This is a genomic window from Massilia sp. 01N417, assembly GCF_056399645.1.
Genome location: NZ_JBFTRS010000012.1, coordinates 1 through 16847, shown reverse-complemented (window position 1 = coordinate 16847; position 16847 = coordinate 1). Strand labels below are relative to the sequence as shown.

The 16847-nt window shown below is 70.7% G+C and carries 15 protein-coding genes; 6 read left to right on the top strand and 9 right to left on the bottom strand.

Annotated elements, in window-relative coordinates; translation table 11 throughout:
* Positions 1–130: 130 nt before the first annotated feature.
* From AC1DOQ_RS14170 to AC1DOQ_RS14145, 6 genes are all read left to right on the top strand, one after another.
* The gene (locus AC1DOQ_RS14170; RefSeq protein ID WP_477365038.1) at positions 131–2227 is read left to right on the top strand and encodes an AAA family ATPase; all 2097 of its coding nucleotides are present in this window, start codon (positions 131–133) and stop codon (positions 2225–2227) included.
* Positions 2228–2300: 73 nt separating this feature from the next.
* Positions 2301–3791 carry a DUF2779 domain-containing protein gene (locus AC1DOQ_RS14165; protein WP_477365035.1) on the top strand — a complete coding sequence of 497 codons (1491 nt, stop codon included), beginning with the start codon at positions 2301–2303 and terminating at the stop codon, positions 3789–3791.
* Positions 3788–3937, top strand: a complete 150-nt coding sequence (locus AC1DOQ_RS14160; RefSeq protein WP_477365033.1) for a hypothetical protein — start codon at positions 3788–3790, stop codon at positions 3935–3937. The genes AC1DOQ_RS14165 and AC1DOQ_RS14160 overlap by 4 nt, the downstream gene beginning before the upstream one ends.
* 85 nt (positions 3938–4022) lie before the next feature.
* Positions 4023–4283 (top strand): hypothetical protein, encoded by a 261-nt coding sequence (locus AC1DOQ_RS14155; RefSeq protein ID WP_477365030.1) that lies wholly within the window; start codon positions 4023–4025, stop codon positions 4281–4283.
* Entirely contained in the window at positions 4280–5158 is an 879-nt protein-coding gene (locus tag AC1DOQ_RS14150; protein WP_477365027.1) for an SIR2 family NAD-dependent protein deacylase, read from the top strand. Before AC1DOQ_RS14155 ends, AC1DOQ_RS14150 begins: the two co-directional genes overlap by 4 nt.
* A 4-nt stretch (positions 5159–5162) precedes the next feature.
* Complete coding sequence (locus AC1DOQ_RS14145) at positions 5163–5618, top strand: hypothetical protein (protein ID WP_477365024.1); 456 nt, start codon at positions 5163–5165, stop codon at positions 5616–5618.
* Here AC1DOQ_RS14145 and AC1DOQ_RS14140 read toward each other — a convergent pair.
* The 9 genes from AC1DOQ_RS14140 to AC1DOQ_RS14100 all read right to left on the bottom strand — a co-directional run.
* The gene (locus tag AC1DOQ_RS14140; RefSeq protein WP_477365021.1) at positions 5615–6394 is read right to left on the bottom strand and encodes a molybdopterin-binding protein; all 780 of its coding nucleotides are present in this window, start codon (positions 6392–6394) and stop codon (positions 5615–5617) included. The genes AC1DOQ_RS14145 and AC1DOQ_RS14140 overlap by 4 nt on opposite strands.
* Positions 6391–7224, bottom strand: a complete 834-nt coding sequence (locus tag AC1DOQ_RS14135) for a cytochrome b/b6 domain-containing protein (protein ID WP_477365018.1) — start codon at positions 7222–7224, stop codon at positions 6391–6393. The genes AC1DOQ_RS14140 and AC1DOQ_RS14135 overlap by 4 nt, the downstream gene beginning before the upstream one ends.
* 7 nt (positions 7225–7231) lie before the next feature.
* On the bottom strand, positions 7232–7663 hold the full coding sequence (locus tag AC1DOQ_RS14130) for a YjjA family protein (protein WP_477365015.1): 432 nt from the start codon (positions 7661–7663) through the stop codon (positions 7232–7234).
* An 86-nt stretch (positions 7664–7749) separates the two neighbouring features.
* Positions 7750–10869, bottom strand: coding sequence for an EAL domain-containing protein (locus AC1DOQ_RS14125; protein ID WP_477365012.1), 3120 nt, complete (start codon positions 10867–10869; stop codon positions 7750–7752).
* A gap of 11 nt (positions 10870–10880) precedes the next feature.
* Positions 10881–11924, bottom strand: a complete 1044-nt coding sequence (cheB, locus tag AC1DOQ_RS14120) for a chemotaxis-specific protein-glutamate methyltransferase CheB (protein ID WP_477365009.1) — start codon at positions 11922–11924, stop codon at positions 10881–10883.
* Positions 11921–14122 carry a hybrid sensor histidine kinase/response regulator gene (locus tag AC1DOQ_RS14115; RefSeq protein ID WP_477365007.1) on the bottom strand — a complete coding sequence of 734 codons (2202 nt, stop codon included), beginning with the start codon at positions 14120–14122 and terminating at the stop codon, positions 11921–11923. Before AC1DOQ_RS14115 ends, cheB begins: the two co-directional genes overlap by 4 nt.
* A gap of 7 nt (positions 14123–14129) precedes the next feature.
* Complete coding sequence (locus AC1DOQ_RS14110; protein WP_477365004.1) at positions 14130–15764, bottom strand: methyl-accepting chemotaxis protein; 1635 nt, start codon at positions 15762–15764, stop codon at positions 14130–14132.
* Between the two features lie 15 nt (positions 15765–15779).
* On the bottom strand, positions 15780–16400 hold the full coding sequence (locus tag AC1DOQ_RS14105) for a chemotaxis protein CheW (protein ID WP_477365001.1): 621 nt from the start codon (positions 16398–16400) through the stop codon (positions 15780–15782).
* Positions 16397–16847: hypothetical protein (locus AC1DOQ_RS14100; RefSeq protein ID WP_477364998.1), on the bottom strand; the 451-nt coding region annotated here is incomplete at its 5' end. The genes AC1DOQ_RS14100 and AC1DOQ_RS14105, both read right to left, overlap by 4 nt.

Sequence of the window (16847 nt, the reverse complement as noted above, 5' to 3'; positions counted from 1 at the left end):
GGCGCTCCTGTGCTTGAAGAAGGCGGCCAGCATAACCCGGCGCCGGCGCCGCGCACATCCCGATGCGCATCCGCTGCGACATGGCCTGTCGCAGCGCGCTGGAGAATGGCGGCATCAAAGGAGGAAATGCATGACCTCATATCGCCGCCGTACCGCCCCTGCCGCCCCGCGCACCCTGGTGCCCCTCACCCGCCTGTGGATCCTGCGCATGATGGTCCCGCTGGCCGGCCACCGCGAGCTGGTGGGCGCCCGTTCCTTCATGGACGACGCCCTGGCCCTGGCCCTGGGCCTGGAAGAATGGATCGACCCCGAGGACCGCGACTTCGACCCGGCGGCCGTGCGCACCCGCCTGCGCGAGCTGCACCGCCAGGCCGAGCGCGCCAAGGACCACGGCCTGCCGGCGATCCTCGAGACGAATATCGCGCGGCTGGCCGAACTGGTGGGCCTCGACGCCGCCGAACGCGCCATCCTCAGCTTCGCCACCATGCTGCACCACGAGCCCGCCCTCGACCGCGCCGCCGACAAGCTCGGCCGCCTGTCCTCGGTGGCCGTGGTCGACGTGCTGGCCCTGCTGCTCGGCCTTCCCGCCGACCAGGTACGCGCCGCGCTGGCCGCCCAGGGCATCCTGGCGCGCTCGGGCCTGCTGAGCGTCGACCACGCCAGCACCGGCACACTCACCTCCAAGCTCGACCTGCTGTCCAAGCAGTTCGCCGAATCGATCGTCGGATCCGAGACCGATCCGATCGCGCTGTTGCGCGACACCGTGGCGCCGAGCGCGCCGGCGCGCCTGACGCTGGACGACTTCCCCCACCTCGGCGAGGCGCTGGCGATCCTGCGTCCCTACCTGACCCAGGCCCTGGCTGCCAGCCGCGAGGGCGTGAACATCTTCGTGCACGGCGCCCCCGGCACCGGCAAGAGCGAACTGGCGCGCGCCCTCGCGGCGGCCCTCGGCTGCGAGCTGTTCGAAGTCGCCAGCGAAGACGAGGACGGCGAGCCGGTCAACGGCGAACGCCGCCTGCGCGCCTACCGCGCCGCCCAGAGCTTCTTCGACCGCCGCCGCGCCCTGCTGCTGTTCGACGAGGTGGAGGACGTGTTCAGCGATGGTGGCACTCCGCTCGGCGGGCGCGGCCTGGCGCAGCGGCGCAAGGCCTGGCTGAACCGCGCGCTGGAACAGAACCGCGTACCGACCTTGTGGCTGTCGAACGAGATCGACGGCATCGATCCGGCCTTCATGCGCCGCTTCGACGTGCTGGTCGAGGTGCCGGTCCCGCCGCGCGCCCAGCGCGAACGCATCCTGCAGGCCGCATGCGGCGACCTGGCGGATGCGCCGACACTGGCGCGCCTGGCCCAGGCCGAGGCGCTGGCCCCGGCCGTGGTCGACCGCGCGGCCTCGGTGGTGCGGGCGATCCGCGGCGGTTTCGACGCCGCCGGCAGCGCGCGCGCCCTCGAATGGCTGACCAGCCGCACCCTCGAAGCCCAGGGCCATCCGGGACTGGAAGCCGACGCCGCCGTACAGCTGCCGGCGCACTACGACCCGGCGATCCTGAATGCCGACGCCGACCTGGCCGCGCTGGCGGAAGGTCTCGCGAGCAGCCGCAGCGCCCGCCTCTGCCTCTACGGTCCGCCCGGCACCGGCAAGAGCGCCTTCGGACGCTGGCTGGCCGGGCGCCTCGGCATGCCGCTGCTGCTGAAAAGCGCCGCCGAGCTGATTTCGAAATGGGTCGGCGACAGCGAGAAGGCGATCGCCGCCGCCTTCCGCCAGGCCGAGCGCGAAGGCGCCCTCCTGATGATCGACGAGGTCGACAGCTTCCTGCGCGAGCGCGAGGGCGCGCGCCACTCCTGGGAAGTCACCCGGGTCAACGAGATGCTGACCCGCATGGAGCGCTTCGGCGGCGTCTTCATCGCCTCGACCAACCTGATGGACGACATCGACCCGGCGGCGCTGCGCCGCTTCGACATCAAGATCCGCCTCGATTATCTCGGCGCCGGACAGGCCGCGCTGATGCTGGCACGCCAGTGCGCGGCGCTGGGCCTGGACGCGCCGCTGCCCGCGGACCTCGAGCGGGTGCGCGGGCTCGAGCGCCTGACGCCCGGCGACTTCGCCGCCCTCGCGCGCCGCCACCGCTTCGCGCCCTTCGCAGACGGCGCCCGGCTGGTGACAGCCCTCGAACAGGAGTGCGCGCTCAAGGGGACCAGGCGGGCGCCGATCGGCTTCCTGGCGCAATGAAAACCCATGAAATTTTATTTCATTTTGGCAACAAAAATGCAATAATCGGTCAACCAATCCAAGCTACCAGATCATGCCCATCCGCCTGTCGAAATCGAAACTGCTGGCCTTCCGTCAATGCGAGCGCCGTCTCTGGCTCGAACTCCACCGTCCCCGACTGCGCCAGGACGACGGCGCCAGCCAGGCCGCCTTCGCGGTCGGCCACCAGGTTGGCGACCTGGCGCGCAGCCTGTACGACCCCGGCGGCCAGGGCGTGCTGCTCGACCCGCAAACCGAGGGCTTCGATGCGGCGCTTGCGCGCAGCCGGGAACTGCTCGCCACCGCGCAACCGGTGTTCGAGGCCGGCTTCGCGGCGGCCGGCGCCCTCGCCTTCGCCGACATCCTGCTGCCCGTCGACCCCGAGGCGCGGCGCTGGCGCATGGTCGAGGTGAAGTCCTCGACCTCGGTCAAGGACTACCACCGCGAAGATGCCGCGATCCAGGCCTACGTGGCGCGTGCGGCCGGCGTGCAGCTCGAGGGCATCGCGCTGGCCCGCATCGACAGCCGCTGGACCTATCCGGGCAAGGGCGATTATCGCGGCCTGCTGGTGGAAGAGGATCTGAGCGCCGAGGCCTTCGCACGCGGCGCCGAGGTCGCGTCCTGGATCGCCCGCGCCCAGGCCGTCGCCGCCCAGGAAGATGAGCCGTCAATCCAGCCCGGGGAGCATTGCGACACGCCCTACGCCTGCGGCTTCGCGGCCCACTGCGGCGGCGGCGCCCCGGCGGCCGAATACCCGGTGCACTGGCTGCCGCGGATTGCCAGCCGCGCCCTGAAGGAGCGCATCGCCGGCGGCGCCGCCGACATGCGCGATCTGCCGGACGAGCTCCTCGACGACAAGCAGCGCCGCGTCAAGTCGCACACGCTGTCGGGCGAGGTGTATTTCGATGCCGCGGGCGCCGCCGCCGACCTCGCGCCGCATCCGCTGCCGGCCTGCTTCATCGACTTCGAGACCATCAGATTCGCGGTCCCGATCTGGCAGGGCACCCGTCCCTTCCAGATGATTCCCTTCCAGTTCAGCGTGCACCGGCTCGACGATGCGGGCGGGCTGGAGCACCGCGCCTTCCTCGACCTGTCCGGCGACGATCCTTCGCGCGGCTTCGCCGAAGCCCTGCTCGGCGCCTGCGCCGGCGAGGGTCCGGTGTTCGTCTACAACGCCGGATTCGAAACCGCCCGCATCGGCGAGCTGGCGGCGCGCTTTGCCGACCTGGCGCCTGGCCTGCTGGCGCTCAATGCCCGCGTGGTCGACCTGCTGCCTGTGGCGCGCGAACGCTACTACCACCCCGGACAGCAGGGCAGCTGGAGCATCAAGGAAGTGCTGCCGGCGGTGGCGCCCGACCTGCGCTACGACCAGCTGGACGGCGTACGGGACGGCGGCGCCGCAATGCATGCCTTCATGGAAGCCATCGATCCCGCCACCGACGCCGCGCGCAGGCAGGAGATCGAAGCCCAGCTGCTCGCCTACTGCCACCTCGATACCCTGGCGATGGTAAGGCTGTGGGACGTCTTTTCGGGGAGGCCGAAGTGAAGGATTTCGAGCAGCGCCTGCTGCAGAACGAGGACCTGGTCCGGCGCATCCTGGAATCCGCCGAAGAGATGAGCGAGCCGATGACGGCCGAAGAGTTCATCGCCTGGCTGCACCAGTTCGCGGACGACACCGCGCCGCGCCACTGAGGCATGCCGCGGGGCCGGCACCGCATGCGACGCCGCTTGTCGTCCCGCCTCCTATCATGACCTGCATCGTCGTGAAAGGAACAGCATGAATACCGAGACCTCCAGCAGCGGCATCGGCGCCGCCGATCCGCTGCTGTCCCAGGCCTGCGCCTGGATCGCCCAGCTCCACGCAGCCGGAGAGCAAGTCCTCCCCTATCCCGTATCGCGCCTGCAGCATCGCTTCAGGCTCGGCTACAGCCGCGCCTGGGCGCTGGCCGAAGCGCTGGAGCAGCGCGCCGAATGGACCATCGCCCTGGACGCGGACGGCGCCCGCCATGCGCGCCTGCATCCCGGGAGGGCGGCATGAACGCGGCCCTGCGTCACGATCCGCGGCCGGCAGCGGAGGACCACGCCGCCATCGAACGCGCCGCCGCACTGGTGGCTGAGGCCGATGCGCTGGTCATCGCCGCCGGCGCCGGCATGGGCGTCGATTCCGGCCTGCCCGATTTTCGCGGTAATGCCGGCTTCTGGAAGGCCTACCCGGCCCTGGCCGCCGAAGGCACGGGCTTCATGGACATCGCCACGCCGGCCGCCTTCCACGCCGACCCGCGCCGCGCCTGGGGCTTCTACGGCCACCGGCTCGCCATGTACCGCCGCGCCGCGCCGCACGCGGGCTACGAACTGCTGCGCAAATGGGGAGAAAGGCGCCGTTACGGCTACTTCGTCTTCACCAGCAATGTCGACGGCCACTTCCAGAAAGCCGGCTTCGATCCGCTGCGTATCGACGAATGCCACGGTTCGATCCACCGGCTGCAGTGCCTCGGACCGTGCTCGCCCGGGCTGTGGCCGGCCGCCGGCTTCGAGCCGGCGGTCGACGCCGGCCGCTGCGAACTGCTGGGCCCACTGCCGTCCTGTCCGCACTGCGGCGGCCCGGCGCGCCCGAACATCCTCATGTTCGACGACCACGGCTGGATCGGCGAGCGGCGCGACCTGCAGGCGATGCGCTGCCGGAACTGGCTCGAACAGGTACGCCGCCCGCTGGTGATCGAGATCGGCGCCGGCCTGAACATCCCGACCGTCCGCCAGTTCTCCCAGCGGGTCGTGCTCCGGCACGGCGGCTCGCTGCTGAGGATCAATCCGCGCGAACCCGAGGTCGGCAAGCTGCCGGGCGTCGCGCTGGCGGGCGGCGCGCTGGAGGTCCTCGGCGCGATCGACGGCCTGCTCGGCGCGCAGGGAGCCTGAACGGATGACGAACATCATTCGGGACCGGCTCGAAGCCGGCGGCGTCGACTACGAGATCGACGTCTTTCCGCTCGACGCCCTGCTTGCCGCCTTCCCGGACCGGCCGCGCGAAGCGCCGACGCTGTGGCGCCAGAACGGCTACGTGGCCGACTGGGCCATCGTCGACGGGGTGCTGGTACTCACCAGGGTCAGCAGGGAATCGATCGCGCGCCTGTTCGCCGAGGTGGGTTTGCCGGTGGGCGCGCGCTGGTTCAGCGGCTACCTCCGCGCGTGGCGCGGCGAGCGGCGCCGTACCGGGTATCCGCCACGGACCTTCTTCGACGACGAGCTCGTGTTCGAGATCGAGGCCGGCAGGGTCACGCGCTCATGGACGCTCGACCTGCGCGGCGTTCGCGGGCAGACCGCGGAGGAAGTGCGGCTGTCCCTGCCCAGCTTCCTGTGGCCGAAAACCGCAGACTAGATCCCGGCGTACCATTCATAGCCGAGGTCTTCCCAATACCCGCCCTTGCCACCGCGGATGGGCTCGAGCCGCGCCACCACCTCGATCCGCATCAGGTACTTGGCCTGCTTGTAGCCGAGCTGGCGCTCGACCCGCAGCCGCAGCGGCGCGCCGTTCTTCACCGGCAGCGCCTCGTCGTTGAGGGCATAGGCCAGGATGGTCTGGGGATGCACGGCCTCGACCAGGTCGATGCTTTCGTAATATGTCGATCCGGGCGCCTGCAGGTCCGAGCCGTCCATCGGATCGGCGCAATGAAACACGACATAGCGCGCCGCCGGCAGCGGCCCCGCCCGCGACAGCAGGTGGCGCAGCGGCACGCCGGTCCACTTGCCGATCACGCTCCAGCCCTCGACGCAGTCGTGGCGCGTGATCTGGGTGCGCGAAGGCAGGGCCTGCAGCTCGGCCAGGCTGTACTGCGCCGGCCGCGCGACCAGGCCGCCGAGCTGCAGCCGCCAGTCGCGGAACCGGCCGGCGAGGAGACTGCGGTACAGGCGGCTGTCCGGCAGCGCCGTGCCATTGCTGCGGAACTCGTCGGCGATATCCTCTTCGCCGAATTCCTGGGCCATGGCATCGCGTCCCGTCAGCAGCGCCTGTGCGCGCCGGCTGAGGAACTGGGCGCTGCGCAGCGTGCCGTTGAAGGCTTCGCTGTCCGCCAGGCGATCGCAGCCGGCCAGCGCGCCCGGCAGGGCCGAGCCGGCAGCCAGGCGCAGGAAGCGCCTGCGGCTCAGCATGTTCATGGCGTCCTCTCCCCGCGCGCCTCGCTTCCTTGTTCGGGCAGGCGGTAGTAGCCGGTGATCATCGACCGCAGATTGTTCCACAACCCGGCGACGATCACCTCGAACACATGCACGGCAACGAAAGCCAGCAGCAGGCAGGCCGCCGCGAAGTGCAAGGTGCGCGCGGACTGGCGCCCGCCGAGGATGCCGACCCAGCCGCCGAACAGGGCGTCCAGCCGCGGCGACATGCCGAGCCCCGCCACCACGATCAGCGGGAGCAGGACGAAGATCACGACGAGGTAGCTGATGTTCTGCAGCACGTTGTAGCGCTTGGCGGCTTCGCCGGCGGGATGGCGGAGCAGCAGGTGGTCCCTGAGCGAGCGGCCGATGCCGCGCAGTTCGGACCTGCGCGGCACCAGGTCGCGCCGCAGGTGGCCGCCGAGCACCGTATAGGCCACGTAGGCCAGGCCGTTGAGCACGAAGATCCAGGCGAAGAACAGGTGCCAGTTGCGCGCGGTGGCCAGGTATTGGCGGCCCGGGATCGTCGCCCACGACGGGAAGGCGCGCTCCGTCTTGCGCGCTGCGCCGCCGACGCGCGAGGCGCCCAGCACGCCATCGGTATCGAACACATGGCGGCCGACCTGGGTGATGCCCCGCGGCTCGCCGTCGGCACCGGGACGGGCCGTGATCGACAGCAGCGGCGCGTCGAAATCGGAATCCACGCCCCAGTAGAGGTGGGGATGGGCGTTGAAGATGCCGAGCCCGCTCATCAGCATCAGGAAGAAGCTGAGGACGTTAATCCAGTGCAGGATGCGGACCGGCAGGCGGTGCCGGTAGAACAGCCGGGACATCCCGGGCTCACAGGAAAGTCTTGGCCTGGCTGAGGACGGCATCGCAGACCCGTTTTGCGATTTGCGCCTTCAGCGCGCCGCTGCCCAGGTCCATCGACTCGCCGTTACTGCCGTGCAGCAGGCCCTTCATGCCGTCGCTGTAGCCGGGGTCCCGGCTCTGGCCACCGCCGGGCAGCTTGCCGAGGAGCTTGTCCTTGATTGCGGCCGGGTCGTCGCCGCCCAGGTAATTATTGGTGATGCAGTATTGCAGCAGGCCCGCCACATTCCCGACGCTGCCGGACGTCATCGGCATGTCCGTCATGCCGGCCAGCCCCTTCAGGGCGTCGGTTTGATTGCCCTTGCCCAGCACGCCCTCGAGCTGGGCGTTCACGCTCATCACCGGCAACGCGGCCGCCAGCGCCAGCGCCAGCGCGGCGAGCCGCCGAATCGGACGTTTCATCATCCACCTCCGCATGTTCTCGAGGCCATGCTCAGGCTAAATTCCGGAAAGCGCAATGGGACTTTGGCCCTATGAGTCTGGCCCTGTCAGTCGGCCGACTCCGCCTGCGCACCGTGCTTGGCTTCGAACTCGACGAAGGCCTCGCGCACGGCCTCCGTGAGCTCTTCCTCGATCCAGGGCTTGGTGAGGAACTTGAAGATCGAACCGCGGTTCACGGCGTCCGTCACCGATTGCAGATCCGTGTAGCCGGAAAGCACCATCCGCACCGCGTTCGGATACATCTGCTTCACCCGCGACAGGAATTCCGTCCCGCTCATGCCGCGCATGCGCTGGTCGCACAGGAGGACGCCGACCTCGGTGGTGGCGAGGATCTCGAAGGCTTCGTCGGCGCTGCCCGCCACCAGCACCCGGTAACCGCTATGGCGCATCGCGCGCCGTACCGCGGCCAGCAGATGGGCCTCGTCGTCCACATACAGCAGCGTGCGCGCATAGGGCTGGGGCTGCAGCTTGTCGAGCGCCAGCGATTTCTCGTCGCGCAGCATGCGCGCGCAGTCGGCGGCGGGCGCCGGCCGGCCGAACAGGTAACCCTGGATCGCGTCGCAGCCGTTCTGCGCCAGCAGCGCCAGCTGGCCCTCGGTCTCCACCCCTTCCGCGATCACCTCGAGCCGCAGCCCGTGGGCCAGGGCGATCACGGCACGCGAGATCGACAGGTCGTCCGGATCCGAGATCAGGTCGCGCACGAAGGACTGGTCGAGCTTGAGCCTGTCGACGGGGAAGCGCTTGAGGTAGTTCAGGTTCGAGTAACCGGTGCCGAAATCGTCGATGGCCAGCAGCACCCCCGTGTCCTTCAGCTTGCACAGGATCTCGTAGGTCTTCTGCGGATCGTCCATCGACGCGCTCTCGGTCAGTTCCAGTTCCAGCAGCCCGGGCTCGAGCCCGGTGTCCTCGAGGATTCGTGCGACCGTATCGGCGATGCGTTCCGAGAACTGGCGCGCCGACAGGTTGACCGATACCGGTACCGCGCGCAGGCCTTCGCGCTGCCAGGCGCGGCTCTGCTGGCATGCGAGCCGCAGCACCCGCTCGCCGATCGGCAGGATCAGTCCGGTCTCCTCCGCCAGGGCGATGAAGCGGCCCGGCGCGATCAGGCCCAGCTCGGGATGCTGCCAGCGGAGCAGCGCTTCGAAGCCGATGATGGCGCCCGTCGACAGGCTGACCTGGGGCTGGTAATACACGATCAGTTCGTCGCGCTCGAGTGCGCGGCGCAATGCGCTCTCGACGCGGAAGCGCTCGTACATGCCCTCGTTGAGTTCGGGCCGGTAGAAGGCGTAGCGTTCGTCCTTGCTGGCCAGGGCCCGCTGCAACGCCACCTCGGCGCCCTGGGCGATGCTGTCGTAATCGTGGCCGTCGTTCGGGAACAGCGCGACGCCGATGCTGGGGTCGAGGTGGACCTCCTCGCCCTGGTAGTCGAATGCCCTGCCCATCAGCTCCTGTACCTGGCGTACCAGCAGGCCCACCTCGCCTTCGTTGGCGCGCAACGCCGCGATGGCGAAGGTACGCTCGCCGGTGCGCGCCACCGTGAAATCGCCTTCGTCCAGGCCCTGCAGCCGCGCCGCCGCCTGGCGCAGCAGCTCCTGCTCGGCCTCCAGCCCGACGCTCGCCTTGATCACCTCCAGGCGCGCGGCCTTGATCGACAGGTAGCCGAGCACCTGCTTCCCCTCGATCACCCGGCTCGTCATCTGGCGCACGCGGTCGCGCAGCAGCACCTGGTTCGGCAGGCCCGTCTCCTGGTCAAAATTGCTCAGGTAGCGCAGCCGTTCCTCGGTGACGCGCAGCTCGGTCACGTCCAGCGCGGTGGTGACCACGTACTCCAGCTGTCCGTCCGCCCGCCGCAGCCAGGTGGACGACCAGATGATCTTGCGCACGCTGCCGTCGCGGGCGACCCATTCGCCGCTCTGCTGCACCGGCGGCATGCCGGGTGGCGGCGGGTTGAACTCGACCGGGCCGTTGTCGGCCCGGCGGAAGAAGGTGCGGAAGTCGCGGCCCAGCACTTCGTCCGCGCGCCAGCCCGAGCTCTTCTCGAAGGCCGGATTGAACAGGCGGACCAGGCCTTCGCCGTCGAGCACGCAGACCAGCGCCCCGCTGGTGTTCACCACGGTCGCCAGCAGCGCGCGTTCCGACTCCAGCGCCGCGGTGCGTTCGTCCACCAGGCATTCCAGGTGGCCGTACAGGTGGGCGCGCTCGATGGCGACCGCGATCTGGCTGCCGACCGTCTCGAGCACCTGGCGTTCGTCGCTGGCGACTTGCTCGTCCATGAGGCTCAGGCACATCATCCCGCGGGTGCCGGCGCCGGTCGCCAGCGGCACGCGAAGGCTGGGCCGGCCGCGGCAGCTGCAGCCGCGGTCCCCGTCCGCGCGGCCGGCCGCCGCATCGCAGGCGCAGGGATCGACCGCGGCGCCGGTGACGTCGCGCGCGGCGGCGAACCCCGGATTGCCCTCCCTGTCGAGCAGCGTGATCGAGGCCTCCGCCACGCCCGGCAGGTCCAGCACGCGATCGAGCGCCAGTTCCGCCACGGCCTGCTCCGAAAGCACCGGATTGAGCGCCTCGGCCACCCGGTACAGCCCTTCCAGCGACTGGTAGGAACGGGCGATGCGTTCCTGCTGGGCGCGCAGCTGCTCCGTCATGTGGATCGCCTCTTCGTAGGTCGAGATCAGGAGGTCGAAGATCTGCTGGCGCTCGGCGGTGATGAAATGGGTCTGCCCGCCGAGGTTGACCTGCATCCCGAGCTGCACCCTTTCGTTGGTGCGCAGGGCGCGGTTGGCCAGGATGAAGCGGATCCGCCCCAGCAGGTAGGCGCCCTCGTAGGGCTTGCGGATGAAGTTGTCGGCGCCGCAGTCGAGGCCGCGGATCACGTCGTAAAGGCTGCTCAGGGAGGTCAGCAGGATGACGGGAATATCGCGCAACCCCGCATCCTTCTTGATCTCCTTGCACATCTCGAAGCCGTCCATGTTCGGCATGGCGATGTCGGCCACGATCAGGGTCGGGGCCTGGCGCCGCGCCTCTTCCAGTCCGGCCCTCCCGTCGACGGCGATCCGGACCCGGTAGCCGCCTTCGCCGCGCAGCAATTGCGCCAGCTGGCGGGCCTGGGTCGCGCTGTCCTCGACCACCAGGATCTCGATCTCTTGTTGGTAAGCTTGTTGGGTGGTCATGATGGTTCTTATCAGTTCGGGAAAACGGACGAAGGAAAGGGCTCGGACGGCAGCCGCGCCAGCAGCTTGCCGATCTCGGACGGATCGAGCACCAGCATCGCCGCGTCCAGCCGCAGGGCTTCGCCGGGCATGCCGTACACCACGGAGCTGGCCCGGTCCTGGGCGATCGTGATGGCGCCCTGTTCGCGCAGCTGCTTCATTTCGGCGGCGCCGTCCTTGCCCATGCCGGTCAGCAGCACCGCGGCGGTGGCCGGCCGCAGTTCGGGATCGATGGCGCGGAACAGATGGGAGACCGAGGGGCACATCCCATGCTCGGCCGGCGCCGCCAGCAGGCGGCAGACCAGGCCGGGGCCCACCGCCGCCTGCCTGCCGTCCGGGACCAGGTAGGCCTTCCCGCCCAGCAGCTGGGCGCCGTCCTGCGCCACTTCGACCGGGTAGGCGCTGGCGCCGGCCAGCCAGTCCACGAATCCGCGCGCAAAGCCGGGCACGAGGTGCTGGACGATCACCACCGGCAGCGGATAGCCGGCCGGCAGTTCGGCCAGGATGTCGCGCAGCACGGTCGGTCCGCCCGTCGAGGCGCCGATCGCCACCAGGCGCCGCTGCGCGCCCTGCACGCGCGGGGCGGAAGCGCGCGCGCCGGCCCAGCGCCGCACCACCCGCACCTCGGCCATGGCGCTGACCGTGCGCACCAGCGCCTTCGCGGTCTCGGCATGGGCCGGATTGCCGATGCCGTAGGGCCGCCTGACCAGCACCAGCGCCCCCGCTTCGATCGCGCGGAAGCTGGCATTGACTTCGTCGCGGTCTTCGCTGCCGCTGACGACGACGATGCGGGTCGGGCACTCCTGCATGATGCGGCGGATCGCTTCGTAGCCGTCCATGCGCGGCATGTGCAGGTCCATCGTGATGACGTCGGGCGCCAGTTCGCGCGCCAGGCGCAGCGCCTCCTCGCCGTCGGCGGCGCTGCCGACCACCTCGAGGCCGGGCGCTGCGCCGAGGATGTGCGCCAGCAGTTCGCGTACCGAGTTCGAATCGTCCACCACCAGTACCCTGATCATCGCGCCTCCATGCCGACGATGCGGCGCACCGTGGCCAGGAGCCGGTCCTGGTCGAAGGCGCCCTTGGTGAAATAGGCATCCGCGCCGGCGCTGAGCCCGGCCTCGCGCTGCTGCGGGGTCTGCAGCGAAGTCACCAAGATCACCGGCAGCTCGGCGGTGCGTGGATTGGCGCGGATGGCGGCGGTCAGCGCCAGGCCATCCATGTTCGGCATCTCGACGTCGCTCACCACGCCGTCGTAGCGCGCCCCGCGCAGCCTGGACAGCGCGTCGAGCCCGTCGACGGCGGTGTCGACGATGCAGCCGGCGCCTTCGAGGATATGCTTGAGCAGCAGGCGGGAGGTGACGGAATCCTCGACCACCAGCACCCGCTTGGCGCCGGCGCCGGCGGCCTTGGCGGCGGGCGCCGCGCCCACGTCCACCAGGCCGCGATGGGCGATGTCGTCGAGCGCGATCACCGGCGCCAGGGTGCCGTCGCCCAGTTGCGCGGCGCCGCTGAAGTAGCGCACGCGGCGCAGCAAAGGACCGAGGCGCTTGGGCAGCACGTCCTGCTCGGCGACGATGGCGTCGGCCAGCATGGCGAAGGCCTGGGCGCCGCTGCGCGCCATGATCACCACGCCCAGGTCGCCGCCCTGCTCTGCCTGGTCGATGCCGAACAGTGCCGCCAGCCGCAGCAGCGGCAACACCTGTCCGCCCACCAGCACGGTCTCGCGGCCCTCGACCGTGCGGATCGCGGCCTGGGCCGCACCGCGTACCGATTCCAGGCCGGCCAGCGGCAGGGCGAAGCGCGCGCCGCCAAGTTCGATCACGAGCGCGCGCAGGCTGGCGATCCCGACCGGCAGCAGCAGCTCGAAGCTGGTCCCGGCGCCCGGCGTGGTGGCGACCACGACCTGGCCGCCGGCCTCAAGCACCTTGTCGGCGACGATCGCCAGCCCGATGCCGCGCCCGGACACCGGCGTCACCTCGGACCTGGTCGAGACGCCGGCGCGCAGCACCAGCTGCAGGCGCTGCTGCTCGCTCATCTGCGCCAGCGCGGCATCGTCCAGGCCGAGGCGGCGGGCGGCCGCCTGCGCGACCGCATCGGCATCGATGCCCGCGCCGTCGTCGCCGACCCGCACCGATACCGTCCGCGCGTCGCGCTGCGTGACGGCGATCTCGATGTGGCCGACCGGGTCCTTGCCGGCCTCGCCGCGCAGCGCCGGCGATTCGATGCCGTGGTCGACGGCGTTGGTCACCAGGTGGATCAGGGCTTCGCGGACCACGCCCAGAACCCGGCGGTCGATCTCCACGCCGGTGCCGCGGGTCTCCAGCCGGACCTGCTTGCCGCGTCCGCGCGCCAGGTTGCGCACCAGTGCGGGCAGCTCGTCGAGGGCGGCGTCGAAGGGCACCAGCGCGGTTTCCAGCGCCGCCTCGAACAGGCGCGCGCGCACCGCATGCATCTCCTCGCCGGTGCGTTCCAGGCCGGCGGCGAGGCGGGCGCAGGCGAGCTCGAAGCGCGCGCTGTCCTGCCCCTCGGCGCCGGCCTCCCCTTCGCGCCGCGCCGCGGCCATGTCGGCAGCGAGTGCCTGCAGCTGCCCGACGTGATGGCGCAGCTTCAGCTCGACCGGCAGCAAGGCCTCGGCCTGCGCGCGGATCGCATCGATGCTGCGGCCATGGACGCGGATGCGCCGGCTTGCGTCGCCATCCGCATCCTCGTCCCCGGCCGCCTCCGGCGGCGCGGCGGCCCCGGTCTCGCCCGTGTCCGGCACCGGCACCGGAACGGCGGCGGCCGGCGCCGCCCCCACCGGCTGCGCAGCCAGCTCGCGCTCGATGGTTTCGAGCTGCGCCGCCAGCATGGTCGCCACCTTGCTGCTGCGCGGGCCGGGCGCATCGACGATCCGGCGCGCCGCGGCCGCCGCCTGGTGCAGGCGGTCGAACTGTTCCGCGGAAGGGTGCCGGCGGCCCTCGCGCACCGCCGCCAGCACGCTTTCCAGCGCATGGCACAGGCGTTCCAGGGCGAGTTCGTCGACGGAGCGTGCCGCCCCCTTGAGCGTATGCAGCGCCTTGAAGATCCGTTCGATCGAGGCGCCGCGCTGCTGTTCGGGCTGTTGCCCTCCCTCTTGCTCGAGCGCGACCAGTCCGGCCTCGATCTGGGCCAGATGCTCGCGCGCCTCTTCGTTGAAGATCGCGCGCAATCGCTGCCTGAACTGCTCGTCGGTCATCGGCGTATCAGATCTGGAAACGCCCGACCGTCTGGCGCAGCGACTGCCCGAGGGCGTGCAGGTTCTGCGCCGACACCTCGGCCTGGCGCGACCCCGCCGCGCTCTCGGTACTGGCCTGCTGGATGTTCTCCATCGCCAGCGCCACCTGGTCCATGCCGGCCAGCTGCTGCTGGCTCGACACCGCGATCTGCATCGCCGCCTGGGCCGCCTCCGCCATATTGTCGGCCAGATCGCGGATCGCCTGGCCGGCGTGGGTGGTCTGTTCGACGCCATGGGCCACCGTCCTGGCGCCCTGTTCGGTGATCATCACCGCCGCGCCCACGCTCTTCTGGATCTCGCCGAGGATTTCGCGTACCTGCCGGGTTGCCTGGCGCGACTGCTCTGCCAGGCTCTTGACCTCCTGCGCCACCACCGCGAAGCCCTTGCCGTGCTCGCCGGCCTTGGCGGCCTCGATGGCGGCGTTCACCGCCAGCAGGTTCGACTGCTCGGCCAGGCCGGCGACAGTCGCGGTGATCTCGCCGATCGCGTGACTGCGTTCGCTCAGGCGCACGATGGTGCCGGCGATCTCCGCCATTTTTTCCTGGATGGTCTGCATGCCCTGCATGCTTTCGTCCAGCGCACGGCGTCCCTCGGCGGCGGTACGCGCCGCCTGCTGCGCCGAATCCGACACCGCGCGCGACTTCTCGCTCGACAGCATCGAGGTCTGCTTGACCTCTTCCACGGTGGCGGTGGTCTCGCTCACCGCGGCCGCCGTCTCGGCGGAACTGGCGGCCCCCTGCGCGGTGCTGGCCAGGATTTCGCCGGCGGCCGCGCTCAGCGTGGCGATGCCGCGGTTGGTCTCGGCGGCCAGCGTGCGCCAGGATTCCACCATCCCGCCGAGCGCCCCCAGCAATTGGCCGACCTCGTCACGGCCCCTGGCTGGCGGCACGCTGACCCGCAGGTCGCCGGTGGCGATCTGCTTGGCGAACGCGGTCGCCTGGCGCAACGGCGAGGCGATGGCGCGGCTGAGCCAGTAGCCGAGGCCGCAGGCCGCCAGGAAGGCGGCCAGGTTGATCCCGGCCAGCTTGGCGACGGCTTGATCGACCAGCTGGTCGCTATCGCGCATGCGCTGCTCCGCCTGTTCCAGCTGCTGGGTCCCGATCTGGTCGGCGATCCCCTTGAAGACGTCGAACCTGCCCTGGAGCTGGCGGATCGCCGCGCTGGTGGCGGCGGCGCGCTTGCCGGCCTTGAACGGGCCGAGCACCTCGTCGTCGCGCACTGCGGCATAGTCGCGGTGCGCCGTCACCAGGCGCGCATAGCTGCTCGCATAGGCGGTGTCGTCCTTCGTGTAGCGCTTCAAGTCGTCGAGCAGCGAGCGGATGATCGCACTCTCGTTGTCGAGCTGGCGGTTGAAGGTGGCCTGGCCGGCATCCTCGGCCACCAGCACCGACAACAGCGCCACCCTCTCGCGATTGATGGCGTTGCGCAGTTCCACGGCCTTCAGGGCGATTGCCAGGTCGTCGTCGAACAAACCGCGTTGCGCCGTCCGCTGCTTCGCCAGGCTCTGGTAGGACATGACGCTGGTCAATGCCATCGTCACGACCAGCAGGCCGAAGCTCAGCATCAGCTTCGCGCGGGTGGATAAATCGGCCAAGGTAGCCATCGGGTCTCTCCTGTTTCAGTGGTCGGCGTTGACGACCAGGGTGGAATCGGTAAGCAGGCGCCGCGCGTCGAGCAGCGCGGTGCGGTCGGCGGCGACGCCGAGCAGGTAGCTCTGGTCCAGGTCGGCCAGCATCGGCAGGCAATGCCCCAGGCCTTCGGGCGCAAAGCGCCGCGTGCCGTCGATCGCGTCGGCCAGCACGGCGAAGCAGTTGCCCTCGCCGCGCAGGAGGATCAGCGTGCCGGCTTCGGCCAGCGCCGTCACCGGCAAGCCGAGCAGCAGGCGCAGGTCGATCACGGCCACCACCTCGCCCTCGTGAATGACGATACCGGCGTGGAAGGCGGGCAGCCCGGGGATCGCGGTCAGCGGCAGCAGGGGCAGTACGCGAGCGACCCAGGGCGCTTCGAAGGCATAGCGCTCGCCACCGCACCGGAAGGCCAGCACCTCGGCGCCGTCCGCCGGCCGCTCCGCCTGGGGGGCCGCGGCCAGCGCCAGCGCCGCGGCGCGCTCCCTGAGCAGGCGCTCCTGCCGGGACGGATCGTCGCGGTCCAGCCCGGCGAGCGCGGCGGCGCTGGCCTCGAGCCGGCGCGACAGCGCTTCCCAATCGAAGCCGGTCGTTTGCTTGCGGGTTTCCGTCATCGCATGCGCTCCAGCCAGGCGTCGACCGCGCCGCGCAGTTCCTCGCCGGCGCCGTCCGCGGCCGCCAGGCGGCGGCAGTCCTGCAAGAGACGGCGGGCCTGGGCCGCCCTGCCGTCGGCATCCTCCAGCATGGCGGCCAGGTAATGGCCGACGGCGCTCTCGGGCTCCAGGTAGAGCAGCCGCCTGACGCCCTGGCGGGCCATGGCGCGGTCGCCGTGTTCGAGCGCGAACAAGGCGGCGTCCTGCTGCAGCGGTACCGACAGCGGGGCCGCCTCGGCGGCGCGGCGCAGGCACTGGAGCGCATCCGCCGCCGCGCCCGCGCCGACCAGCATGCGCACGCGCGCCATGATGTCGTCCTGCACCCGCACCGCAGCCGCGGGCGGCGGGCGCGGCGGCGCCGGACGAGGGCCCTGCGCGCCGCGCCGTGGCAGCGGCGCAGCGGCGGCG